Here is a 22,150-nt window from a genome sequence, read left to right as displayed (position 1 = left end):
CAAAGACCTCGCTATCGGACCGCCATGGAGCACCCGGACAGCATCCTCATCGTCGATTTCGGCAGCCAGGTCACCCAGCTCATCGCGCGCCGCGTGCGCGAGGCGGGGGTCTATAGCGAGATCGTACCCTTCCAATCCGCCGCCGAGGCGTTCGCGCGGATCAACCCCGCCGCGGTCATCCTGTCGGGTGGCCCCGCCTCGGTCGTCGACGAGAATTCCCCGCGCATTCCGCAGGCGATCCTCGACAGCGGCCTGCCGATGCTGGGCATCTGCTATGGCCAGCAGGCGCTGACCGAGCAGCTTGGCGGCAAGGTCGAAAAGGGCGACAGCGGCGAATTCGGTGAGGCCTTCATCACCGTCGAGGGCGAATGCACGCTGTTCGACGGCTTGTGGGCGACGGGTGAGCGGCATCAGGTGTGGATGAGCCATGGCGACAAGGTCACGGCGCTGGCCCCCGGCTTCCGCGTCGTCGCGACCAGCCCCGGTGCGCCTTATGCGATCATCGCCAATGACGAGCGCCGCATCTATGCGATGCAGTTCCACCCTGAGGTCGTGCACACCCCCGACGGGGCCAAGCTGATCGCCAATTTCGTCCGCCACGTCGCGGGGCTTTCCGGCGACTGGACCATGGCCGAGTTCCGCGCCGCCAAGATCGCCGAGATCCGCGAGCAGGTCGGCACGGGCAAGGTGATCTGCGGCCTGTCGGGCGGGGTCGACTCGTCGGTCGCCGCACTTCTGATCCATGAGGCGATCGGCGACCAGCTGACTTGCGTGTTCGTCGATGGCGGCATCCTGCGCCAGGGCGAGGCCGAGCAGGTGGTCAGCCTGTTCCGTGGTCACTACAACATCCCGCTGGTCCATGTGGACGCGCAGGATCTGTTCATGGACGGCCTGGCGGGCGTCACCGACCCCGAGGCCAAGCGCAAGTTCATCGGCAAGACCTTCATCGACGTGTTCGAGGCCGAGGCCAAGAAGATCGGCGGCGCCGAGTTCCTGGCCCAGGGAACGCTCTATCCGGACGTGATCGAGAGCGTCAGCTTCACCGGCGGCCCGTCGGTGACGATCAAGAGCCACCACAATGTCGGCGGCCTGCCCGAACGCATGAACATGAAGCTGGTCGAGCCGCTTCGCGAGCTGTTCAAGGACGAGGTTCGCGTGCTCGGTCGCGAGCTGGGGCTGCCCGACGTGTTCGTTGGCCGCCATCCGTTCCCCGGGCCTGGCTTGGCGATCCGTATCCCCGGCGAGGTGACCCGCGAGCGCTGCGACATCCTGCGCAAGGCGGATGCCATCTATCTCGAGGAAATCCGCAAGGCGGGTCTGTACGACGCGATCTGGCAGGCTTTCGCGGTGCTGCTGCCGGTCCGTTCGGTCGGCGTGATGGGCGATGGCCGTACCTACGACTCGGTCCTGGCGCTGCGCGCGGTCACCTCGGTCGACGGCATGACGGCGCAGGCCTTCGACTTCCCCGGCGACTTCCTGCCGCGCGTGACGACCCGGATCATCAACGAGGTGAAGGGCATCAACCGCGTCGTCTATGACTATACCAGCAAGCCGCCCGGCACGATCGAGTGGGAATAACCAAGACTCGCGGCCCCGCGGAGCGGGGCTGCGGCTTGGTTATTCGGTGCCGCAAGGCGCCGTTCACAGTATGATACGCGAGAAGCGCCTCGGCCCATGCCGGGGCGCTTTTTCATTGCGAATGGAAGAATTGGCGCGCCCGGAGGGATTCGAACCCCCGACCGAGGAGGTAGAAGCTCCTTGCTCTATCCAACTGAGCTACGGACGCGCGGATGACGGGCTCCCTAGCGTGGTTTGCTTGGGTTGGGAATGGCGATAAATGTCGCCCCTCACGGTGGAAGGGATGGGCATGGGCGTGGAACGGGTGGTGGCGAGCCGGGATGTCGGGCACGGGGCGTTCCGCTGGTTCGACTTCGTCATGGCGGCCTTCGTGACCATCCTGCTGCTGTCCAACGTCATCGGTGCGGGCAAGGTGGCGGTCATCACCCTGCCGCTGGTCGGCCAGTGGCCGTTCGGCGCGGGCATCCTGTTCTTTCCGCTGAGCTACGTCATCGGCGACGTGCTGACCGAGGTCTATGGCTATGCCCGCGCGCGGCGGGTGATCTGGGCGGGGACGGTGGCGCTGCTGTTCATGGCGTTCATGAGTTGGGTCGTCGTCAAGCTGCCGCCCGCGCCCAGCTGGACCAACCAGGCCGCCTATGAGGTGATCTTCGGCCAGGTGCGCCGGATCGTCTTTGCCAGCATCTGCGCCTTTTGGGCAGGCGAGTTCGCCAATGCCTTCGTCATGGCGCGGATGAAGGTGTGGACCGGCGGGCGGCACCTCTGGTTGCGGACGATCGGTTCGACGGTGATCGGGCAGGGGGTGGACAGCCTGATCTTCTATCCGCTGGCGTTCTGGGGCGCGGAGGGCTGGACGACGCATCTGGTGGTCGTGGTGCTGTTCACGCAATGGGCGTTGAAGGTGGGCTGGGAAGTGCTGCTGACGCCGGTAACGTATCTGATCGTCGGCTTTTTGAAGCGCGCCGAGGGTGTCGACGTGTTCGACGAGGGCACGGACTTCACGCCGTTCCGGGCGAAGGTGTGAGTTCGCGCGAAGCCGCGATGACGCGAAGCGTATAAAGAAGATTTGTTCGCGCAGAGGTGCAGAGGACGCAGAGAGGGTGGGCGCAACATAAGCTGCGCGATCCTCTTATAAAAGCTGGGAGAGGCAGCAAGGCGTCTCCAAAAGCGAAACCCCTCCGCGTCCTCTGCGCCTCCGCGCGAACAAACCTTCTTCCCGTCATCGCGGCTTCGCGTGAACCCAAATGAAAAGGGGAGGCGAGTTGCCTCGCCTCCCCATAAGTCATCCCGTGGCCTTCGCCTTCGGCGCGAAGCACCGAAGTTTATCCTGAGCGGCGGGCTTGCCAGCCAAGCCGAAGGGCTCAGACTGAACGAAAAGGTGGGGTTTACGCCCCCACCATCTCCAGCAGGCCCTCGAACAGGCGGCGGCCATGGTCGCCGCCGTGCGCGGCTTCGATACGACGCTCGGGGTGGGGCATCATGCCCAGCACGTTGCGCTTCTCGTTCAGCACACCCGCGATGTTCCGCGCCGAGCCGTTGACGTCCTCGGCATAGCGGAACGCCACGCGGCCTTCGCCTTCCAGCCGGTCCAGCGTCTCGACATCGGCGAAATAATTGCCGTCATGATGCGCGACCGGAATCCGGATCGTCTCGCCCTGCTTGTACAGCCGCGTGAAGGCGCTGTCGGTGTTGGCCACCTCCAGGTCGACGTCGCGGCATACGAAGTTGAGCGAGCGGTTGCGCATCAGCGCGCCTGGCAGAAGCCCGGTTTCGGCCAGCACCTGGAAGCCGTTGCACACGCCGAACACCGGCGTGCCCTTGTTGGCCGAGTCCACGACCGCACGCATGATCGGCGAGCGGGCCGCGATCGCGCCGCAACGCAGATAGTCACCATAGGAGAAGCCGCCCGGCACGCCGATCAGCCCCAGTCCTTCGGGGAGTTCGCTGTCGCCGTGCCAGACCATGGCCGGCTTGACGCCCGTCACCGCCTCCAGCGCAACGGCGAGGTCGCGGTCGCAGTTCGAGCCCGGAAAGACGATCACGGCGGTCTTCATCAGGCGCGCTCCACCCGGTAATTCTCGATCACGGTGTTGGCCAGCAACTGGCGGCACATCTCGTCGATCTGGGCGTCGGTCGTCTCGTCGGCGATCTGCATCTCGATCAGCTTGCCCGCGCGCACGTCATCGACGCCGGCAAAGCCCAGGCTGCCCAGCGCGTGCTGGATCGCCTTGCCCTGCGGGTCGAGCACGCCGGGCTTCAGGGTGACGAAAATCTTGAGCTTCATTTACTTGCCCCGGCTCTTGCGGTGTTCTTCCAGATCGAGGACGGCGGTGTCGCCCCCCTCGGGCAGCAGGCCCAGACGACGCGCCACTTCCTGATAGGCCTCGACCTCGCCGCCCAGGTCGCGGCGGAACCGGTCCTTGTCCAGCTTCTCGTTGGTGGTCATGTCCCACAGGCGGCAGCCATCGGGGCTGATCTCGTCGGCCAGGATGATGCGACCGAAGTCATTGTCCCAGATGCGGCCGAATTCCAGCTTGAAGTCGACCAGGCGGATGCCGATCGCGGCGAACATGCCCGACAGGAAGTCGTTCACGCGAATCGCCAGGTCGGCGATGTCGTGCATCTCTTCCTGGCTGGCCCAGCCGAAGCAGGCGATATGCTCGTCGGTGACCATCGGGTCGCCCAGCGCATCGTCCTTGTAATAATATTCGATGATCGTGCGGGGCAGCTTCACGCCCTCTTCGATGCCCAGGCGCTTCGACAGCGAGCCTGCCGCGACGTTGCGCACCACGACCTCGATCGGCACGATCTCGACCTGGCGGATCAACTGCTCGCGCATGTTCAGGCGGCGGATGAAGTGGGTGGGAACGCCGATATGGTCGAGCATCGTGAAGACATGCTCGGAGATACGGTTGTTCAGCACGCCCTTGCCGTTGATCGTGCCCTTCTTCTGGGCATTGAACGCGGTGGCGTCGTCCTTGAAATACTGGATCAGCGTGCCGGGCTCGGGGCCCTCGTACAGGATCTTGGCCTTGCCTTCGTAGATTTGGCGGCGGCGAGCCATGCGGCGGTCCCCTGAAATGAGTACAGCCCCGGCGCCCCCATGCTGAGGCCCGAGGCGGGATGGCGCGGCCTATAATGGATGCGGCGCGGCGGCGCAATGGAAGCGTGCTGGCCGCCGCGGCATGAGCAATATGTCGGTACGAACAGTAAAGCCAACATTACGGCCATGTAATTATCCGTACATGATGGAAGAGATTTTAAGGGGGCATGAAAAAAATGTAAGGTGGAAAGAACAGGAAACCGATATCCAAAGTCGTGGGTTTAGATGGTGCTTGCAAAGGAGGAAGTCATGAACAAGCTGATGATCGGTGTTGTTGGTGGGGCTCTGATGCTGACGGCGGGTGCTGCCGTTGCACGGCCGATGCACATGGCGCAGCAGCCGCAGATCTGGGAGCAGGCCCATGTGCCGCTCGCCAACGGCATGGAGGCCATCGCGGTGGTGAAGAACGGCAACAAGGAACGCACGGTCGCCTGCCGCGACACCGCGGACGTCCTTGCGACCTTCCGCCCCGAAGTCGTCGCCTTCGCACCCGGCCACACGGCCAAGGGCAAGGCGGTGACCGACGAGGAGGTCGCCGGGGTCGAGACCTTCACCCCCGTCGCCTTCCAGAACTGCACCGTCGCCGCGGGCGATCACTTCCAGCAGGATGTGAACCAGGCGCAGGCGAACCGGACGTAAGCCGACCGGTATCGCCGGACATGAAGCGGGCGCGATTCCCATCGCGCCCGCTTTGCTTTTCAGGGACTCGCCTCAGAAATCGGCGAGCAGTCCCACGAACAGCGTCCGTCCATAGTTGACCGTGCCATAGGTCGCGTCGTCCAGCCGCTTGTCCGCGACATTGTAGACGCCGCCCTTCAACGTCAGGCCGCGCGTCAGACGCTGGGTCGCCAGCAGGTCGGCGGTGGCGTAGGGCGGGGCGGGGGAGCCCGTCACGGTCGCCTCATATTCCTTTCCGTAATAGTTGAACGCGGTCCAGATCCGCGTGTCGGGCCCGGCATCCCAGTCCAGCCGCGCATTGCCCTTGAAGCGTGGGGTCAGCGCCAGCGGTGCCCCCCTGTTGGGGCCACTCTTCTGCTCGGAGTCGAGATAGGTCAGGTTGCCCCGGATCGACAGCGTCGGATCGATCCGCCAGCGGCCCGCCAACTCGACACCCAGGATCGAGGCGCGGTTCAGATTGACCCGATCCATGATCTGCAGGCCCTGCCACCGCCGGGTGGTGGTGACGGTCGACAGCGCGTCGCGGAAGTCGTTGTAGAAGATGGTCGCGTTGGCGGAAATGCCCGAGCGGTTCGACCAGGCCAATGTCGCCTCGTAATTGACGCTGCTTTCGGGGCGCAGCGCCGGATTGCCGAACTGGACGAAGCGGTTGCGCCGGATCACGGCATAATCGGGAATCACCGCGCGCAGCTCGGGCGCCTTGAAGCCGCGCGCGACGCCGCCCTTCACCGTCCATTGGCCGGTCACGTGCCACACGGCATAGGCGCGCGGATTCAGGTGGCGACCATAGAATTGATGATCGTCCAGCCGGATGCCGCCGGTCAGGCTGAACCCCGGCAGCACCCGCCATTCATTCTCGGCGAAGATCGCCTTCTGCACCACCGAATAGCGTTCATATTCGCGCTGGTTCGGGCGGCCGACATTGGCTTGGTTCCAGTCGCGCAGGCCGGTCTTCAGCCATTGTGCGCCGATGGTCGTGGTGTTGTGGGCGGACGGCAACACCAGCTTGCCGTCCGCCACGCGGTTGCGCACCTCGGGTCGACGGCCGAACACGTCGGTCTGGGCCGGCGTGGCCAGCCCCTCGCGGCTGGTATGCTCGTCCAGATAGGATAGCAGCGACGACAGCTTGCCCCAGCGGCCATTATGCATCAGCGACCAATAGTCGCGGTTGTTGTCCTGTTGCCGCGTCGCCCAGTTGGGGCTCAGGCCCTCGCCGTTGCGCAGGCGCGACAGGCCACCCTCCAGGATGACCTCATGACCCTGGGCCGGCGTCAGGACCAGTCGGCCGGTCGCGTTGCGTTGGCGGGCGCGGGTAAAGCCGTTGGTGACGACGACATCGTCGTCCGCGCCGCGCGCCAGATAGCTGCCCCAGGCCTGCACGCCCAGCAGGCCGGGGACGACCGGCCCACTGACAAAGGCTTGCGCGTTCAGGGCGTTGCCCTGGTCACCCGACGGGCGCAGCGACAGGTCATAGGACACGCTGCCGCTCCAGTTTGGGGTGGGGCGGCGGGTGATGATGTTGATGACGCCGCCGATCGCGTCCGATCCATAGAGCGAGGACATGGGCCCGCGCACCACCTCGACCCGCTCGATCGCGGCGGCGGGCGGGGTGAAGCTCTGCTCGTAGCCGCGATTGCCGTTGACGCGGGATTCGCGCCCGCTCTGGCGGCGGCCATCGACCATGATCAGCGTATAGTCGCCGGGCATGCCGCGAATCTGGATGTCGGTTTCGTTGGCGCTGCCGTTGACCGTCACACCCTCGACGTCGCGCACCGCGTCGGCCAGGCTCTGGATCGAGCGGCGGCGCAGGTCGTCGCCGTCGATGATCGTGATGGACGCCGGGGCATCTTCCTGCTTCTGGCTGTAGCCGGTGGCGGTGACGACGATGTCACCGTCCGTGCTGCCGGCCTTTTCCGATCTGGTCGGCGCCGTGCTTTGCGCCCAGGCCGGCGTTGCCAGGATCAAAATGGAGAGCGGCGCGCAAAGCGACGGGACACGAAGGTGCCGCCGCCGCGACCCCATGGTCGAGACGTTGGTGAGCATGATTCCCCTTTTGGAAAAGACCTGCTGGCGAGGCCTGGGGGCGAATTAGTTAGTAATGAGAATCGATTTCAACAGTGAAATCAGCTCGGAAATAGTATGTTACAAAGTCCCTGAAAAAAGGCCGTGAAAAGAACGGGCCGGCCCATCACCCGGCTTGCGGCGCCAAGCCGGTCAGGTCGTCACCCGGCGAGCAGGGTAGGGTAAGCCCATACAATGTTCCTGATTTGATCCGAGTGATTGCCCCGGCTCCACGGGCTTGCTAGAAGCTGGGCTTCCATGGCGATCGATCTCCGCGACAATCCCCCCGTCGGCATCCTCGATGCCCCGTTCGACAGTGCGCTGTCCGAGCGGTATCTGGTCTATGCGCTGTCGACGATCACCGCGCGCTCGCTGCCCGATGTGCGCGACGGCCTGAAGCCGGTGCATCGGCGGCTGCTCTGGGCGATGCGGCTGCTCAAGCTCGATCCCGCCTCGGGCTACAAGAAGTGCGCGCGCGTCGTCGGCGATGTGATCGGTAAGTATCATCCGCATGGCGACCAGTCGGTCTATGACGCCATGGTCCGCCTCGCGCAGGACTTCGCGCTGCGTTATCCGCTGGTCGACGGACAGGGCAATTTCGGCAATATCGATGGCGATAACGCCGCCGCCTATCGTTATACCGAGGCGCGGCTGACCCAGGTCGCGATCGACCTGATGGACGGCCTGGACGAAGACGCCGTCGCCTATCGTCCGACCTATAATGGCGAGGAGCAGGAGCCCGAGCTGTTCCCGGGCCTGTTCCCCAACCTGCTGGCGAACGGCGCGAGCGGCATCGCGGTCGGCATGGCGACCAGCATCCCGCCGCACAACGCCGCCGAACTGCTGGAGGCCGCGATCCTGCTGGTCGATCAGCCCGAGGCGGACGACGATGCGATCCTGGCGCTGGTCAAGGGGCCCGACTTCCCGACCGGCGGCAGCGTCGTCGATGCACCCGCCATCCTGCGCGAAAGCTATACGACGGGGCGGGGCGGTTTCCGCGTCCGTGCCCGTTTCGAGATCGAGCGCGAAAAGGGCGGCGGCTGGCAGATCGTCATCAGCGAGATTCCCTACGGCGTCGCCAAGGGCAAGCTGATCGAACAGATCGCCACGCTGATCAACGACAAGAAGCTGCCGATCCTGGCCGATGTTCGCGACGAATCGGATGAACAGGTCCGCATCGTGCTGGAGCCGCGTGCGCGCACCGTCGATCCGCAGGTGCTGATGGACGGGCTGTTCCGCTTCTCCGACCTGGAGACGCGGGTCAGCCTGAACCTCAACGTGCTGGACAAGGACCGCACGCCGCGTGTCATGTCCCTGCGCGAGGCGCTGGCCGCCTGGGTCGAGCATCAGTTCGTCGTGCTGCGTCGCCGGTCCGAGCATCGGCTGGGCAAGATCGCCGACCGGATCGAACTGCTCGACGGTTATCTGGTCGCCTATCTCAACCTCGACCGGGTGATCGAGATCATTCGTACCGAGGACGAGCCCAAGGCGGTGATGATCGAGGAGTTTCGCCTGACCGATCGTCAGGCCGAGGCGATCCTGAACATGCGCCTCCGCTCGCTCCGCCGTCTGGAAGAGTTCGAGATTCGCGGCGAGCGCGACAAGCTGGACAAGGAACGTGAGCAGTTGACCCTGCTCCTGGGTTCCGACCAGCGGCAGCGGACGCGGATGAAGAAGGATTTCGCGAAGCTCCGCGACCGCTATGGCCTGGAGACGCCGCTGGGCGCGCGCCGGACGCTGATCGAGGAAGCCGCGCCGACCCGCGACATCCCGCTGGAAGCAATGATCGAGCGCGAGCCGATCACCGTCATCCTGTCGCAGCGCGGCTGGATCCGCGCGATGAAGGGGCATGTCGACCTCGCCTCGGCCGACACCGCCAAGTTCAAGGAAGGCGACGGCCCCGCCTTCGCCTTCCACGCGCAGACGACCGACAAGCTGCTATTGGCCGCGGCGAACGGGCGGTTCTTCACGCTGGCCGCCGACAAGCTGCCGGGCGGACGTGGTTTCGGTGAGCCGGTGCGGGCGATGATCGATCTCGACGGTTCGATCGGCATCGTCGGCTTCCTGCCTGCCGCGCGGGCGCCCAAGCTGCTGGTCGCGGCATCGGACGGGCGCGGCTTCATCGTGCCGACCGCCGACACCATCGCCGAGACGCGCAAGGGCAAGACCGTGCTGACGCCGCGCGCGGGCTCCACCCTGAAGGTCGTGCGGCCGGTGGGCACGGACGACGACTATGTCGCGGCGATCGGGGACAATCGCAAGCTGCTGGTCTTCCCGCTGACCGAGTTCGTCGAGCTGTCGCGCGGCACGGGCGTGCAGTTGCAACGCTATCGCGACGGCGGGCTGTCGGATGCGACGACCTTCGTCTTCAAGGACGGGCTGAGCTGGCCGATGGGCGGCGATACCGGGCGAGTGCGGACCGAGCACGACCTGTCCGCCTGGCGCACGGCGCGCGGGGCGGCGGGACGCATGCCGCCGACCGGCTTTCCGCGTGACAACCGCTTCGGCTGATCACACCGACTCGGCCTTGGTCGCGTCGGTGCGATGATGGTCCGACGGCGGGGCCACGACATTCCCTGCCAAGCGCCATTTGAATTGATGTATCGCAACCGTTTTCGGTCTAGATTTCTGCCCAAATTCAGAAGCCCTTAACGATCCTGCGCTACATCATATGAAGATGGCTTCGATCGCGTATCCGGCGCAACGCCCCCCAAACCATGCGGCTGCGTCGCTCACATCGTGCGCGATCGGAATCATGGCGATTCCCGCCGCCGAGGTCGCGCTGGTCGAGGGGCAGCCGGTGATCGGCACCGCCAACGATGCCTTCCGCCGCGCCTGCCTGAACGACCAGCTTTATCAGGCGATGCTGCTGGCCGAACTGACGGATCGGGTCGAATCGTTCCTGTCCTCCGGGCGGACGTCGATCGAGTTTCCGATGCAGTTGGGCGACGCCATCGACTGCCGCTACTTCCAGGCGACGCTGACCCGTTCGGCGGAAACGGCGGTAGAGGGGCAGGGCGAATCCTGTGTCCTGATGCTGGTCGACCAGACAGCGCAGCATCACACCGAACGCAGCCTGCGCCGGGAAATGACCACCGACAGCCTGACCGGCCTGCCGAATCGCCAGGGTTTCGGCGATCTGATCGAGGCCGCGATGGCGACCGGCCAGCGCCATGCGGTGCTGGTGATCGACATCAACCGCTTCGGGCGGCTGAACGCCTGCATGGGCTCGCTGGTTGGTGACGAGTTGCTGATCACGGTCGCGCGCCGCCTGAAGGGGGCGCTGCGGTCGCGCGACTCGATCGGGCGGATCGGCGGCAACGAGTTCGGCATCCTGATGATGCTCGACGGCTCCGAGGGCGAGGCCGAGGCGCTGGCCGATCGGATCGACCGGGCGTTGCGCGCGCCGTTCCGGCTCACCGATTACGAGGTGAATGTCGAGGGTTCGGTCGGCATCGCCTTTCACGATGGGTCGGATGACGACGCCGAGGAGCTGATCCGCCACGCCCAATTCGCGGTCAAGCGCGCCAAGGCGCAGGGCCGCACCGAAATCTATCACCCCCAGGCCTTCACCATCGCGCGGGCGCAATTCGCGATGGAAACCGCGCTGCGCCGCGCGATCGAGAGGGACGAACTGCATCTCGCCTATCAGCCGATCTGCGACCTGTCCTCGGGCAAGACCGTCGCGTTCGAGGCGCTGGCACGGTGGCGCGATGTCGAGGGGCGGGATCACTCGCCCGCCGATTTCATCCCGGTCGCCGAGGAATCCGGGCTCATCATGCCGCTTGGTCGCTGGGCGGTGAACAAGGCGCTGTCGCAGCTGGCGGCATGGGACCGGGCGGCGGGGGGGCATTGCGGCGTCCGCCTGTCGGTCAATGTCTCGGCCATCCAGTTGCAGCGCGACGACATCCCCACGATGATCCAGGCCGCGCTGGCGGACACGGGTATCGCGGGCGATCGCCTGACGCTGGAGCTGACCGAAAGCGCGATCGTCGGCGATGCCGCGCGCATGACCGCGATCATGGATGCCCTGAAGGCGGTGGGCACGACGATCGCCATGGACGATTTCGGCACCGGCTATTCCAGCCTCGCCTATCTGCAGAAACTGCCGATCGACGTCCTCAAGATCGACCGCAGCTTCGTCTCGGGGATGCTGGCTGACCGCGACAAGATCGCGATCGTCCGCGCGATACTGGGCCTGGCGCAGGCGCTGGGCATGAAGACCACCGCCGAAGGGATCGAGGCGGTCGAGCTGGGCCAGACCCTGGCCGCGCTCGGCTGCACCTATGGCCAGGGCTATTATTATGCCCGTCCGCTCGATCCCGACGCCGCCTGGGCGATGATCGCGGCTCAGGCCTGAGCGACGGCGGCGTCGGCCAGTTCGCCGACCCGCGTGGCGTCTGGAAAGCCCTCGGCGATCCACTGCGTCTCGACCTGTCGCAGCAGCCGTGCGACCTCCGGCCCCTTGCTGATCCCGCGCTCGACCAGCGCGCCGCCGGTCAGGGGCAGGGCAGGGGGCGTCCAGTCACGGATCGACTCGATCGATTCGCCCGCCAGCAGCAGCCGATCGACCGCGCCGCCCACCCCGGTCCGATAGGCCAGCGCGCGCGGCCCTTCGTCACCCGGACCCGCCGTCGCGGCGATCAGACGCTTGCGATCGGTGTTGGACAGCTTCAGCCGCGCGCCGACGGTTTCGGCGGCATTGGGCGGCAACAGCGCGGCGAGGCGCCGGATCGCGTCGGGGGCGACCCCGGCTTGCTCCTCCCGCTCGGCCAGGGCGCCCAGACGTGCGACCCCCTCCATGTCGATCTCGGGCAGCACCGCGCGGAAGATACCATGTTCGACCATCAACGCGACGACCGGTACGGCGCGCGCCGCGACCAGCAGCTTGAGCAGCTCGGCCGCGATCCGCTCGCGCGACAGGGCCATCAGGTCGTTGGCGCGGGCGGCGCAGGCGGCCAGCCCGGCCTCGTCGATCGCCTCGCCGAACCGGGCGTGGAAGCGGAAGAAGCGCAGGATGCGCAGGTGATCTTCGGCGATACGCTGCAACGGATCGCCGATGAAGCGGACGCGCCCGGCCTTCAGGTCGTCCAGCCCCCCGAAATAGTCGAACAGCGCGCCCGTGGTCGGATCGGCATAGAGCGCGTTCATCGTGAAGTCGCGCCGCGCCGCATCCTCGCGCCAGTCGTCGGTGAAGGCGACGACGGCATGGCGGCCATCGGTCGCCACGTCGCGGCGCAGCGTCGTGACCTCGACCGGACCGTCGGGCAGGACGGCGGTGATCGTGCCGTGCGCGATCCCGGTGGGTACGGGCTTGAAGCCGCCCTCGCGTACCCGCTCGATCACCGTTTCGGGCGACAGCGGCGTGGCCAGATCGATATCGGCGACCGCCAGCCCCAGCAGCATGTCGCGCACCGCCCCGCCGACGAACCGCGCCTCCAGCTGCCGGGCCAGCGCGATCAGTTCGGGCCGGTTCGCCCAGGGGGTGGCTTCGGGCGTCATGCCGCCCATTGCAGCCGCCGCGACAGGTTGACGATCATTGCGGCTGTCGCGCCCCAAATGCGCCGGTCGTTCCATAATATCTCGTAGAAATGGCGGGTCCGCCCGCGCCACGGCGCGCTGACCCGGTGGTGATGGGCAGGATCGAGCAGGAAGGACAGCGGCACCTCGAACAGGGCCGCGACCTCCGCCTCGGCGGCGGTCAGGGGCAGGTCGGGCGGGATGACACCCAGGACGGGCGTCACCTCGAACCCCGTGACCGTACGATAGCGGTCGGCCAGCCCCACGACGGTCACCGCCCGTGGCGGCAGCCCGATCTCCTCCTCCGCCTCGCGCAGCGCGGTCGCGACCAGATCGATATCGCCCGGATCGGCACGGCCGCCTGGAAAGGCCACCTGGCCCGCATGGTTGCGCAGGGTGTCGGTGCGCTGGGTCAGGATGACGCCGGGCTCGGCACGGTCGGTGACGGGGACCAGCACGGCGGCGGCGGTGGACGGACCGGTCACCTCATGCGGCTCGACACCATCGCCGGTCAGAAGGTCCTGCGCCGGGATCCGCGCCATCGCCTGAACCAGCCTTTCGGCCAGCGTCATGCAGGTTGAGCCGGGGCCAGGGGAAAGAAATGGCCATCGCTCCACAGGCCGGGCTGGGCATCGTCGCCGCTCAACGCGTGTTCGGCCAGTTCGTAATAGACCGGCCGGGCGATCAGGGCCTCCAGGCCGTCGCGCACGTGCAGATAGGGGCGCGGGCCATCCTCGCCCTCGACGAAGCGCAGGCCGTGATCGGGCCCGGCGGCAACCAGATCGCCGGTGTTGAGCTGGAACATCAGCCGCGCCGTCAAGCCTTCACCCTCGATCTTGACCGCCGTCGCGACGAAGGGGGCGTCCTCGACCGCGATGTCCAGCTTCTCGACCGGCGTGACCAGCACATGGCGGCCATCGGGTTCACGGCGCAGGATGGTCGAAAACAGGCGAACCATGGCGGGGCGGGTGATCGCCCCGCCCTGATGATACCACGTGCCGTCGCGGGCGATCCGCATCTCGCTGTCGCCGCAATGCGTCGGATTCCAAAGCGCGACGGGCGGCAGCTTCTGCGCCTCCATCGCCTGGACGATTTCGGCCAGGCTGAGCGCGGACAGGTCGGGGGGCGGAGCCATCGGCATGATCGGTCTGAGTTAGGGACGCCGCGCGCTCAGGTAAAGGTCGGCCATCATCCGTCCTGTCGAAGGGCCGCCGGATCGGGCCCCAGCATTCCCGCCAGCGCAGGCACGTCGGGCCCGCGCGCCAGCAGGCGGTGCCGCTCGACCGGGCCGGGCAACCGCCAGTCGGCGGTCCGCTCGGCGGAAAAACCGAAGAAGCGACCATAATATTCCGGATCGCCGATCAGCATCATCGCCCGGTCGCGCCCTTGCGCGGCGGCGGCGTCCAGCATGTGACGCAGGAGGTCGCGGCCGATCCCGCCCTGCTGGTGCGCCGGATCGACCGCCACCGGGCCGACCATCACCATCGGATGCGCCGTGCCCCGGTCGTCGATCAGCGCGACCGGCCAGCACTGGATCGAGCCGATCAGTGTGTCGTCCGCCATCGCGGCAAAGCACAGCCCGGCGATCGGCGTGACGCGCCCGCGTACCTTGTACGCGGTGCGGGTCTGGCGCCCCGGTGGAAAGGCGCGGTCGAGCAGTGCCTCGACCCTATCGGTGGCAACCGCGTCGAGCGGGGCGAGAGCAATTCTCAACGTCAAGCGGACGGTCCGGTGCCAGAGGAGGGGAGGGGGGACGCGCGCCCTTAGCCTGACGGCGGGGCGATGCAACCCCTCGCGCCTCACGGCCTTCCCCTTTTCTTGCGCGCCCGCTCTGCTAGGGGGCTGGCATGGAAGACCGTCTCCAGCTCGAAGTTCACGACCTCGAAGTCCAGGTGCTCACCGGCATCTATTCCGAGGAAACCCATCTGCCGCAGCCGCTGCGCATCTCGCTGACCGTCGATCTCGACTGTCCGGTGCGGTACACGCCCGACAGCCCGCTGACCGAGTCGAAAAATTACCTCGACCTGAAACACGCCGCGACCCAGCTTCCCGAAGGCGTGCATTTCACGCTGATCGAGGGGGTTGCCGACCATATCTGCGACACGCTGTTCCTACAGGACAAGCGCGTGACCCGCGTGCAGGTCAAGATCGTGAAGCTGGCCATTGCCGAGGATGGCGAGGCGATCGGCATCACCCTGGTCCGTCACCGGCGCTGAGCCCATGACCGCGCGGCGAGTCGAGCTGACCCCCGACGACGATATCGCGCGCGTCGTGGCCGATCATCCGGGCGTCGACCTGATACTGGTCGTGCGGCCGGGGCGCGATGCGCTTGGGCAGGCGCTGGTCGAGGCGACGGTGGGGCCGCTCGCGGTCGCCGCCGCGCCCGGCGCGCGGATCAATGCGATCCTGGTCGGGGATGGTGCCGACGAAACCGCCGTCACGGCGGCGGCGGCCTATCTCGCCGCCGCGCACGCCGTCACCGGTCAGCTGCTCGCGGTCGGCACCTGACGTTCCCGCTGGCACGGGCCCAGCTTTTGCAGGACGAAGCGATAATCCTCGCGTGCGGCCTCGGCATCCTCGGGTGACAGCGACGCAGTGCTGCGATCGGGGAGCGACGCCGGAAGCGCGCAGGCCAGACGATACCAGAGCAGTGTGTCGCGCGCCGGAGGGGCGGCCGACTCGTCGACGATCTCGCTCAATGCCACGGCATAGCGGCGTTCCTCACCCGGACGGCGCAGCACCGACAGCGAGACGGGGCGGTTGTTCGCCGTCGTCAGGAAAATCTGCGTCTCGCCCTCGCCCGGCAGGCTGCCGGGCACAAAAAAGGCGTTGCCGACCCCGGTGATGACCGGCGGCGCGTCCGCGGCCAGGGCGTCGCGCGCGATCGTGCGGCTGCGCTGCTCGGTATCGGGGGCCCAGGGAAGCTGGGCATCGGGGGCGACCAGCTGCAACTGGTCGGCGGCGTTGGGCACGCGCCGCGCATAGATCAGGACGCGCATCTTCTTCAGCCGGGGCGCGCGACCCCGCGCATCGACCGCCGCGTCGAACAGATAGCCGACCCGCGAGGGCAGGCCGCCCGCGCCACGGATCAACGCGCCGACATCTGCCTCGATATAGAAACGCTGGTGGCCGGGGGCGACGCCCGCCGCCTCGGCGCCCTTGATCGCGGTGGCCGATCGGATCGTCACATCGGCGATGACCGGCGCCGACAGGACCAGGTCGGCCAGGTCGGCATAGGCCGGTCCTGTTTGCGCTAACACCGAATCACCCGGCCGGGTCGAGGGTGCGGTCTGGACCTGGGCGAAAACCGGGGTCGCGAGCGTGGGGATCGCCAGCGTCAAAACGCAAGCGCGAGTGGCGTGGAGCAGCGAAAACATGCCTTTGCGCTACTCTTTCGACCGTTAACGGTACAGAAATAATTTCGTCATGTGTCGGTTGTACGTTTATTACGTCCGACAAACTGATTGCACCGCGCCACCCGTGACGATAGGGTTCAAGGCTCTGCCGCATGCCGAAAGAGCATGGCAGGAGTTTCCCACGTCCCCACGCTACGGCGAGGCGAAACTGGCAGACTGAGGAGTTTCGTTGCTGAATGGCCTATACTGACCAGAAGATGTCCGGGGGCAAGGTGGTCGCGATCGTTATCGTCGTGCTCATCCATGCTGCTCTGGGCTATGCCTTCGTCACGGGGCTGGCTTACCAGTACGTGAAGAAGGCGACCGAAAAGCTCAACACGTTCGACGTGCAAGAGCCCCCGCCCCCACCCCCGCCGGAGGAGCCGCCGCCCCCGCCGCCGCCGGAGCAGCCCAACCTGCCTCCGCCGCCGACCACGGTGGTGACGCCGCCGCCGATCGTCAACGTGCCCACCCAGGCGCCGACGATCGCGACGACGAGCGTGATTCCGCTGAGCCAGCCGACCGCGCCGCCGGCCCCGCCTGCGCCGCCGGCCCCGCCTGCGCCGCCGGCACCCGTGATCTCGAAGGCGGCTGGTCTTCGCGGTAACCCGGGCCAGTATTTCGGTCCCGACGCCTACCCGCCCTCGGCCCAGCGCGAAGGCGCGGAAGGTCGCGTGTCGGCAAAGCTGTCGATCGGTACCGATGGTCGCGTCACCGACTGTTCGATCCTGTCGAGCAGCGGCAACCGGGCCCTGGACGATGCGACGTGCCGCATCTCGAAGGCGCGCGTTCGCTTTACCCCGGCACAAGACACCGGCGGCAATCCGATCGCATCGTCTTACACGCTTAACATCCGTTGGCAGCTGCCACAGGAATAACGGCTAAACGCCGAAACAACCCAACGCTTTAGTCAGAGGACCTACCAACCATGCTCACCACCATCCTCGCCGCGGGCGGCGCCGCGGCCGGTGCCGAAAACCCCTACGGTCTCGGCCAGGCCCTGAAGGAAGGCGGCCTCATCTCGCAGTCGGTGTTCACCATCCTCTGCTTGATGTCGATCGTGTCGTTCTACATCCTGTTCTCGAAGCTGTTCGAGCAGCAGAAGATCATCAACCAGTCGAAGCGCGTTCGTCAGGGCTTTTGGTCGTCGAACTCGCTGCGCGAGGGCTCGGCCAAGCTCGAGAAGAACTCGGCCTATAAGCAGATCGTCGACGACGGTCTGGCCGCGCAGGACCAGCATTCGAAGCTGACCGATCCGGTCGAAGCGCATGACTGGCTGCACGGCTCGCTGGCGCGTTCGGAAGCCGCGATCAACTCGAAGCTGGGTGGCGGTCTGGCCTTCCTGGCGACCGTCGGTGCGACCGCGCCGTTCATTGGTCTGTTCGGTACGGTTATCGGCATCTACCGCGCGCTCATCAAGATCGGCTCGTCGGGCCAGGCCTCGATCGACGCCGTCGCCGGTCCGGTCGGTGAAGCGCTCATCATGACCGCTCTGGGTCTCGTCGTCGCGGTTCCGGCCGTGCTCGCCTTCAACTGGCTGCAGCGCCGTAACAAGGGCATTGCCGAAGACCTGTCGTCGTTCTCGAACGACGTGCTGGGCTTCCTGGCCTCGAACGGTGCGGTTCGTCCGGCCATTGCCGGTGCGGCCAAGCCGACCACCGTCAAGGCGACCCCGGCGACCACCACCGCCGGTCAGGCCGGTGGCGTTCAGACCCGCGCCTGAGCCTAAGGGGGCGGGGACCGGTCCTTCAGGACACGGCCTCGCCACCCCCCGCCGAGCCAATTCGGATCGGCGATAGAATGCATGGATAGGATAGCTCTCTCATGGCGATGAGCGTTGGCGGGGACTCCGCCGAGAAACCGATGTCGGAGATCAACACGACGCCCCTCGTGGACGTCATGCTCGTTCTCCTCATCATCTTCCTGATCGCGGTGCCGGTCGTGATTCAGACGGTCAAGCTGAAGCTGCCGGACGTCCGTTTCGACCCGACCACCACGAAGCCGGAAAACGTGTCGCTCTCGGTCACCAGCGAGAACGGCCAGTGCAAGGTGTACTGGAACCTGACTCCGGTCACGTCGACCGAGCTGCGCGATCGCGCCGTTCAGAAGCTGAAGGCCGAAGTCGAGCGTCTGGGTAACAACATCACGCCCGACCTGCTGCCCGAAGCGCATATCCGGGGCGACGTGAACACGCCGTACCGGTGCATCGGTGGCACGATCTATACGATGCAGTCGGCGGGTTTTGCCCGTGTCGGCTTCATCTCCGAGCCGCCTCCCGGCGGCAACCCCCGCGCCTGATCGGCCGGGCGGACAGAATAGGAGTTAGCACGCCATGGCAATGAGCGCCGGATCCGATGATGGCGAGCCGATGATGGACATGAACACGACGCCGTTGATCGACGTCATGCTCGTGCTCCTCATCATGTTCATCATCACCATCCCGATCCAGACTCACGCGGTGAAGGTCGACCTGCCCGTCAACTCGCCGAACAATCAGCCGATTGTGAACAGCGAGAAGAACAAGGTCGGCATCGACGCCGCCGGGATCGTCACCTGGAACGGTGCCCCGGTCGACGAAGTCACGCTGCGCCAGTATCTGGACCAGACCGCCGCAATGAACCCGGAGCCGGAGCTGCACTTCCAGCCCGCGCCCGACGCCAAGTACGCCAAGGTCGACGAGACCTTGGCCGTCATCAAGCGTTCGGCGGTCAAGAAGCTGGGCTTCATCGGCAACGAACAATATCGCAACGACTTCTGATCCCATCGGGATCACGGTGTCGACGAAATCAGGCGGTCTCCCCGGAGGCCGCCTTTTTTCATGGCCGATGGGGCTGGCGATGATGGGTTGAGGACGTAGCTTGCGACGCCGCTGTCGGGGAAGGGCTGCGAAGCTCGGCCCGCTATTGTCGATGTCGCGACCGGGATGGTGGGCGTGCCGTCCGGTTGCGTGAAGCGCAGTCCTAGGTCGGGTCGACATTCATTTTATTCCTCCCCTGGAAGGGGAGGTGGCAGGGCGCAGCCCTGTCGGAGGGGTGTCCCGGTTGGAGAGTTTGGGGATCACTCGCCACTGGTGACACCCCTCCACCAGCTTCGCTGGTCCCCCTCCCCTTGCAGGGGAGGAACTGAAAGGGGACTGAATGTCGATCCGCTCTAGAGGGCGAGTCTGGCGTCATGACAGTACGTTCAACGAGCCATCATTTGGGACTGCCGTCGATACCAAATGCCGTTCGGCTTGAGCGAAGTCGGAGGCCACACCCAACGCGTCAGGATAGGCGTTTGAGGTCTACGCCATCATCGTGGCAAGAGCGGCGCATAGCATCTCCGCAACCCATCCGCCGGGCGAGCGCGGTGCGACCATTCAGGCCGCTGATCCGACGGTGGCCTACCATACGAGCTGCAAGGCTCCGATGGTTTGGCGCATGTTGAGCGCGTCGCCGACGCTCCAGAACGCAATCACCTGAGGTGGATGCGCAGAAAGCCGCTCTTCTTCAGGCGAGGGGGCGGGGTGTGGCATCACCCCGCGCTTGGCGTTTGCGCAAGCGCCCCACCCCTGAAGTGCAGGGGGGATCAAGCTGACGTCATCGCGCTCTCACCCGCCAGATCCAAGCGCGGCCACAACTGCTCCTGCCCCAAATCTGCGCATCTTTCCCCGCTTGCGTACGTTTCACAAAAGTGACACTCTCAAGTCACAAAAGTGAAATATAGGAGATTGGACATGCGTAGAGTGTTTTCGGTGTTCCTTGTGGCGGCGGCGGGCATGGCGGCCCCGGCCATGGCCCAGGATTCCTGGCCGCAGCGCACGGGGTTTCAAGAAATCGCAGCAGGCAATTTCGACGCCGCCGAGCGAACCCTTTTGCAGGAACGCCGCGCCGATCCGAACAGCCCGGAGCTGATGCTCAACCTGGCCGCGGTCTATGCCAAGACCGGCCGCACCGCCGATGCGCGCGCGCTTTATGATACCGTGCTTCAGGAAAAGGCGATCGCGATGGATATGCCGTCGGGCGCGATCTTGTCGTCGCACACCGTGGCCCGCACCGGGCTGCGCCACTTGCCGCAGACGATCGCGGCACGCTGAATCCAAGAGGCAGGTCCGGGCGAATAGGCGTCTGGACTTGCCCCGCTGCCGGGGTGCGACGGACCATCACGTCGCGCCAGCTGATCCTTTTGGGGTAGCCCATCCGGTCCGGCGGAAATTCGGCCACTCGACGGGCAGATTCATTCTTAAAAGCGAGCCGTTCCTACCTCACAGGCGCGGCAGGGTGACCCCGCGTTGGCCCATATATTTGCCCGCCCGGTCGGCATAGCTGACCTCACAGGGCTCGTTGCCTTTCAGGAACAGGAACTGGCACGCGCCTTCATTGGCATAGATCTTCGCTGGCAGCGGCGTGGTGTTGGAGAACTCCAACGTCACATGGCCTTCCCAACCCGGCTCCAGCGGGGTGACGTTCACGATGATGCCGCACCGCGCATAGGTCGACTTGCCCAGGCAGATGACCAATATGTCGCGCGGCACCCGGAAATATTCGACCGTGCGGGCCAGCGCAAAGCTGTTGGGCGGGATGATGCAGACATCGGTCTTGCGGTCGACAAAGCTGTTCGACGCGAAATCCTTGGGGTCCACCACCGCGCTGTCGACATTGGTGAAGATCTTGAACTCGTCGGCCACGCGCGCATCATAGCCATAGGAAGACAGGCCGTAGCTGATGCAGCCGTCGCGGCGCTGGTTCTCGACGAACGGTTCGATCATGCCTTGGGTCTGCGCGGCTTCGCGAATCCAGCGGTCGGACAGGATCGACATCTTCATTTCCTTCACGTTTGGCCGCTCATTGCCGGATCGCAGGGACAGGGCAAGCGCCAACGTCCAAAAAGGGGCTTGTGGTTGACGTAACGTCAAGGGGTACGGTGCCGCCATGACCATGATGCTCGATATTGCCGAGATCGCCCGCGCGACCGGGCTGAGCAGCCGGGCGCTGCGCTTCTATGAGGCGCGCGGCCTGATCCGGCCGCTGCGCGGCGAGGGCGGGCGGCGCATCTTCGGCGCGGGCGAGCTGGAGCGGCTGCACGCGATCGTCGCGCTGAAACGCGCCGGATTCACCTTGGCCGCGATCGGGGGGATGCTCGACCGGCCGAGCGCGGCACTGGGCCCGATGATCGCCGCGCAGACGCGCGTGGTCGAGGCGGAGCGCGCGGCACTGGCGGAAACCGCCATGCTGCTCCGATCCATTCAGTCCCGCATCGATGCCGGCGAGCGCATCGACGTCGCGACGCTTTGCTCGCTGATTCGAAAAGGGAATGCCATGACGACGACACAGTGGAAATCGGTGGTCGACCGCCATTTTACCGAGGAAGAACAGGCGCATTGGGCGGAGCGGATGGAAGCGCTGGCTCCGGATTTTGATCAGGATGCGTATCAGGCGAGATGGGCCGCTCTGGGCCAGCGCATCGCGGCAGCGTTGCCGATGGCCCCGGATTCGGAAACCGCGCGCGGCTTCGTGCGCGAATGGCATGCGCTGCTGGCGCCGTTTCGCGCGGTGGCGACGCCGGAAATGCTGGCGGGGGCGACCCGGCTGCACGAGAATCGGGCGGTATGGGATGGTCAGGCCGATCCCGGTTTTTCGTCCGAGGTCTGGCAATTCATCCAGGCAGCGGGCGCGGCCATGAAGGCGCGGGGGGAGTCGCCGGAGGGGTGATATCGTTCACGCGAAGCTGCGATGGTTTTTGAAGAAGAATGATGTTCGCGCGGAGGCGCGGAGAACGCGGAGGTGTCGCCCACGATGGCAGGCGGCAGCCGGTCATCGCTAGCGGTTCAGGGGCT

The 22,150-nt window shown here is 66.0% G+C and carries 23 protein-coding genes and 1 tRNA gene; 13 read left to right on the top strand and 11 right to left on the bottom strand.

Annotated features, from left to right (window positions below; translation table 11 throughout):
- The first annotated feature begins 24 nt into the window (after positions 1 to 24).
- The gene (gene guaA, locus SOM26_RS10870) at positions 25 to 1,578 is read left to right on the top strand and encodes a glutamine-hydrolyzing GMP synthase (protein ID WP_320452724.1); all 1,554 of its coding nucleotides are present in this window, start codon (positions 25 to 27) and stop codon (positions 1,576 to 1,578) included.
- Positions 1,579 to 1,709: 131 nt separating this feature from the next.
- On the opposite strand, the gene SOM26_RS10865 is transcribed toward guaA, so the two are convergent.
- Positions 1,710 to 1,786 (bottom strand) — tRNA-Arg (locus tag SOM26_RS10865).
- A 75-nt stretch (positions 1,787 to 1,861) separates the two neighbouring features.
- On the opposite strand from SOM26_RS10865, the gene SOM26_RS10860 reads away from it, so the two are divergent.
- The gene (locus SOM26_RS10860) at positions 1,862 to 2,602 is read left to right on the top strand and encodes a queuosine precursor transporter (RefSeq protein ID WP_320452790.1); all 741 of its coding nucleotides are present in this window, start codon (positions 1,862 to 1,864) and stop codon (positions 2,600 to 2,602) included.
- Between the two features lie 361 nt (positions 2,603 to 2,963).
- Here SOM26_RS10860 and purQ read toward each other — a convergent pair whose 3' ends face one another.
- The 3 genes from purQ to purC are packed head-to-tail and all read right to left on the bottom strand — an operon-like array spanning position 2,964 to position 4,642.
- Entirely contained in the window at positions 2,964 to 3,632 is a 669-nt protein-coding gene (gene purQ / locus SOM26_RS10855; protein WP_320452723.1) for a phosphoribosylformylglycinamidine synthase subunit PurQ, read from the bottom strand.
- Positions 3,632 to 3,862, bottom strand: coding sequence for a phosphoribosylformylglycinamidine synthase subunit PurS (gene purS, locus SOM26_RS10850; protein WP_320452722.1), 231 nt, complete (start codon positions 3,860 to 3,862; stop codon positions 3,632 to 3,634). Before purS ends, purQ begins: the two co-directional genes overlap by 1 nt.
- A complete protein-coding gene (gene purC / locus SOM26_RS10845) occupies positions 3,863 to 4,642 on the bottom strand; it encodes a phosphoribosylaminoimidazolesuccinocarboxamide synthase (protein WP_007405170.1) in 780 nt (259 codons plus the stop codon).
- A 288-nt stretch (positions 4,643 to 4,930) separates the two neighbouring features.
- On the opposite strand from purC, the gene SOM26_RS10840 reads away from it, so the two are divergent.
- On the top strand, positions 4,931 to 5,320 hold the full coding sequence (locus tag SOM26_RS10840) for a hypothetical protein (RefSeq protein WP_320452721.1): 390 nt from the start codon (positions 4,931 to 4,933) through the stop codon (positions 5,318 to 5,320).
- A 72-nt stretch (positions 5,321 to 5,392) separates the two neighbouring features.
- Here the strand turns inward: SOM26_RS10840 and SOM26_RS10835 are convergent, their stop codons facing one another.
- Positions 5,393 to 7,402: a TonB-dependent receptor domain-containing protein gene (locus tag SOM26_RS10835; RefSeq protein WP_320452720.1), complete on the bottom strand. Its 2,010-nt coding sequence runs from the start codon at positions 7,400 to 7,402 to the stop codon at positions 5,393 to 5,395.
- 276 nt (positions 7,403 to 7,678) lie between these two features.
- On the opposite strand from SOM26_RS10835, the gene parC reads away from it, so the two are divergent.
- Positions 7,679 to 9,931, top strand: a complete 2,253-nt coding sequence (gene parC / locus SOM26_RS10830) for a DNA topoisomerase IV subunit A (RefSeq protein WP_320452719.1) — start codon at positions 7,679 to 7,681, stop codon at positions 9,929 to 9,931.
- 244 nt (positions 9,932 to 10,175) lie between these two features.
- Entirely contained in the window at positions 10,176 to 11,780 is a 1,605-nt protein-coding gene (locus SOM26_RS10825; protein WP_320452718.1) for a putative bifunctional diguanylate cyclase/phosphodiesterase, read from the top strand.
- On the opposite strand, the gene SOM26_RS10820 is transcribed toward SOM26_RS10825, so the two are convergent.
- From SOM26_RS10820 to SOM26_RS10805, 4 genes are read right to left on the bottom strand one after another with little or no spacing between them, the layout of a single operon-like run.
- The gene (locus SOM26_RS10820) at positions 11,771 to 12,931 is read right to left on the bottom strand and encodes a CCA tRNA nucleotidyltransferase (protein ID WP_320452717.1); all 1,161 of its coding nucleotides are present in this window, start codon (positions 12,929 to 12,931) and stop codon (positions 11,771 to 11,773) included. The two genes, SOM26_RS10825 and SOM26_RS10820, sit on opposite strands and share 10 nt — an antisense overlap.
- Complete coding sequence (locus SOM26_RS10815) at positions 12,919 to 13,512, bottom strand: CoA pyrophosphatase (RefSeq protein ID WP_320452716.1); 594 nt, start codon at positions 13,510 to 13,512, stop codon at positions 12,919 to 12,921. Before SOM26_RS10815 ends, SOM26_RS10820 begins: the two co-directional genes overlap by 13 nt.
- Positions 13,509 to 14,081, bottom strand: a complete 573-nt coding sequence (locus SOM26_RS10810; protein WP_320452715.1) for a DUF1285 domain-containing protein — start codon at positions 14,079 to 14,081, stop codon at positions 13,509 to 13,511. The genes SOM26_RS10815 and SOM26_RS10810 overlap by 4 nt, the downstream gene beginning before the upstream one ends.
- Before the next feature lie 47 nt (positions 14,082 to 14,128).
- Entirely contained in the window at positions 14,129 to 14,659 is a 531-nt protein-coding gene (locus SOM26_RS10805; RefSeq protein ID WP_320452714.1) for a GNAT family N-acetyltransferase, read from the bottom strand.
- 128 nt (positions 14,660 to 14,787) lie between these two features.
- Between SOM26_RS10805 and SOM26_RS10800 the strand changes: the two genes are divergently transcribed.
- Both SOM26_RS10800 and SOM26_RS10795 read left to right on the top strand, forming a co-directional pair.
- The gene (locus tag SOM26_RS10800) at positions 14,788 to 15,156 is read left to right on the top strand and encodes a dihydroneopterin aldolase (protein ID WP_320452713.1); all 369 of its coding nucleotides are present in this window, start codon (positions 14,788 to 14,790) and stop codon (positions 15,154 to 15,156) included.
- Positions 15,157 to 15,160: 4 nt separating this feature from the next.
- Positions 15,161 to 15,448, top strand: coding sequence for a Rossmann fold domain-containing protein (locus SOM26_RS10795; RefSeq protein WP_320452712.1), 288 nt, complete (start codon positions 15,161 to 15,163; stop codon positions 15,446 to 15,448).
- Here SOM26_RS10795 and SOM26_RS10790 read toward each other — a convergent pair.
- A complete protein-coding gene (locus SOM26_RS10790; protein WP_320452711.1) occupies positions 15,424 to 16,317 on the bottom strand; it encodes a hypothetical protein in 894 nt (297 codons plus the stop codon). The two genes, SOM26_RS10795 and SOM26_RS10790, sit on opposite strands and share 25 nt — an antisense overlap.
- A gap of 215 nt (positions 16,318 to 16,532) precedes the next feature.
- Between SOM26_RS10790 and SOM26_RS10785 the strand changes: the two genes are divergently transcribed.
- From SOM26_RS10785 to SOM26_RS10765, 5 genes are all read left to right on the top strand, one after another.
- Complete coding sequence (locus SOM26_RS10785; RefSeq protein ID WP_320452710.1) at positions 16,533 to 17,213, top strand: energy transducer TonB; 681 nt, start codon at positions 16,533 to 16,535, stop codon at positions 17,211 to 17,213.
- A gap of 50 nt (positions 17,214 to 17,263) precedes the next feature.
- Positions 17,264 to 18,058 (top strand): MotA/TolQ/ExbB proton channel family protein, encoded by a 795-nt coding sequence (locus tag SOM26_RS10780; protein WP_320452709.1) that lies wholly within the window; start codon positions 17,264 to 17,266, stop codon positions 18,056 to 18,058.
- Positions 18,059 to 18,159: 101 nt separating this feature from the next.
- Positions 18,160 to 18,633, top strand: coding sequence for an ExbD/TolR family protein (locus SOM26_RS10775; RefSeq protein WP_320452708.1), 474 nt, complete (start codon positions 18,160 to 18,162; stop codon positions 18,631 to 18,633).
- 34 nt (positions 18,634 to 18,667) lie between these two features.
- Entirely contained in the window at positions 18,668 to 19,093 is a 426-nt protein-coding gene (locus SOM26_RS10770; protein ID WP_320452707.1) for an ExbD/TolR family protein, read from the top strand.
- 957 nt (positions 19,094 to 20,050) lie between these two features.
- A complete protein-coding gene (locus tag SOM26_RS10765; protein ID WP_320452706.1) occupies positions 20,051 to 20,410 on the top strand; it encodes a tetratricopeptide repeat protein in 360 nt (119 codons plus the stop codon).
- A gap of 168 nt (positions 20,411 to 20,578) precedes the next feature.
- Here the strand turns inward: SOM26_RS10765 and dcd are convergent, their stop codons facing one another.
- On the bottom strand, positions 20,579 to 21,133 hold the full coding sequence (gene dcd / locus SOM26_RS10760) for a dCTP deaminase (RefSeq protein WP_320452705.1): 555 nt from the start codon (positions 21,131 to 21,133) through the stop codon (positions 20,579 to 20,581).
- A gap of 112 nt (positions 21,134 to 21,245) precedes the next feature.
- Between dcd and SOM26_RS10755 the strand changes: the two genes are divergently transcribed.
- Positions 21,246 to 22,025 carry a MerR family transcriptional regulator gene (locus SOM26_RS10755; protein WP_320452704.1) on the top strand — a complete coding sequence of 260 codons (780 nt, stop codon included), beginning with the start codon at positions 21,246 to 21,248 and terminating at the stop codon, positions 22,023 to 22,025.
- The last annotated feature ends 125 nt before the right edge of the window (positions 22,026 to 22,150 follow it).

The sequence above is a fragment of the Sphingomonas sp. CFBP8993 genome (genome assembly GCF_034044895.1).
GTDB lineage: Bacteria > Pseudomonadota > Alphaproteobacteria > Sphingomonadales > Sphingomonadaceae > Sphingomonas.
This window is presented reverse-complemented; position numbering and strand designations above follow the sequence as displayed.

Excerpts from the sequence above, each read along its gene's own strand:
- guaA (WP_320452724.1), top strand. The coding sequence starts at position 25 with ATGGAGCACCCGGACAGCATCCTCATCGTCGATTTCGGCAGCCAGGTC.
- SOM26_RS10860 (WP_320452790.1), top strand. The coding sequence starts at position 1,862 with ATGGGCATGGGCGTGGAACGGGTGGTGGCGAGCCGGGATGTCGGGCAC.
- purQ (WP_320452723.1), bottom strand. The coding sequence starts at position 3,632 with ATGAAGACCGCCGTGATCGTCTTTCCGGGCTCGAACTGCGACCGCGAC.
- purS (WP_320452722.1), bottom strand. The coding sequence starts at position 3,862 with ATGAAGCTCAAGATTTTCGTCACCCTGAAGCCCGGCGTGCTCGACCCG.
- purC (WP_007405170.1), bottom strand. The coding sequence starts at position 4,642 with ATGGCTCGCCGCCGCCAAATCTACGAAGGCAAGGCCAAGATCCTGTAC.
- SOM26_RS10840 (WP_320452721.1), top strand. The coding sequence starts at position 4,931 with ATGAACAAGCTGATGATCGGTGTTGTTGGTGGGGCTCTGATGCTGACG.
- SOM26_RS10835 (WP_320452720.1), bottom strand. The coding sequence starts at position 7,402 with ATGCTCACCAACGTCTCGACCATGGGGTCGCGGCGGCGGCACCTTCGT.
- parC (WP_320452719.1), top strand. The coding sequence starts at position 7,679 with ATGGCGATCGATCTCCGCGACAATCCCCCCGTCGGCATCCTCGATGCC.
- SOM26_RS10825 (WP_320452718.1), top strand. The coding sequence starts at position 10,176 with ATGGCGATTCCCGCCGCCGAGGTCGCGCTGGTCGAGGGGCAGCCGGTG.
- SOM26_RS10820 (WP_320452717.1), bottom strand. The coding sequence starts at position 12,931 with ATGGGCGGCATGACGCCCGAAGCCACCCCCTGGGCGAACCGGCCCGAA.
- SOM26_RS10815 (WP_320452716.1), bottom strand. The coding sequence starts at position 13,512 with ATGACGCTGGCCGAAAGGCTGGTTCAGGCGATGGCGCGGATCCCGGCG.
- SOM26_RS10810 (WP_320452715.1), bottom strand. The coding sequence starts at position 14,081 with ATGCCGATGGCTCCGCCCCCCGACCTGTCCGCGCTCAGCCTGGCCGAA.
- SOM26_RS10800 (WP_320452713.1), top strand. The coding sequence starts at position 14,788 with ATGGAAGACCGTCTCCAGCTCGAAGTTCACGACCTCGAAGTCCAGGTG.
- SOM26_RS10795 (WP_320452712.1), top strand. The coding sequence starts at position 15,161 with ATGACCGCGCGGCGAGTCGAGCTGACCCCCGACGACGATATCGCGCGC.
- SOM26_RS10790 (WP_320452711.1), bottom strand. The coding sequence starts at position 16,317 with ATGTTTTCGCTGCTCCACGCCACTCGCGCTTGCGTTTTGACGCTGGCG.
- SOM26_RS10785 (WP_320452710.1), top strand. The coding sequence starts at position 16,533 with ATGGCCTATACTGACCAGAAGATGTCCGGGGGCAAGGTGGTCGCGATC.
- SOM26_RS10780 (WP_320452709.1), top strand. The coding sequence starts at position 17,264 with ATGCTCACCACCATCCTCGCCGCGGGCGGCGCCGCGGCCGGTGCCGAA.
- SOM26_RS10775 (WP_320452708.1), top strand. The coding sequence starts at position 18,160 with ATGGCGATGAGCGTTGGCGGGGACTCCGCCGAGAAACCGATGTCGGAG.
- SOM26_RS10770 (WP_320452707.1), top strand. The coding sequence starts at position 18,668 with ATGGCAATGAGCGCCGGATCCGATGATGGCGAGCCGATGATGGACATG.
- SOM26_RS10765 (WP_320452706.1), top strand. The coding sequence starts at position 20,051 with ATGCGTAGAGTGTTTTCGGTGTTCCTTGTGGCGGCGGCGGGCATGGCG.
- dcd (WP_320452705.1), bottom strand. The coding sequence starts at position 21,133 with ATGTCGATCCTGTCCGACCGCTGGATTCGCGAAGCCGCGCAGACCCAA.
- SOM26_RS10755 (WP_320452704.1), top strand. The coding sequence starts at position 21,246 with ATGACCATGATGCTCGATATTGCCGAGATCGCCCGCGCGACCGGGCTG.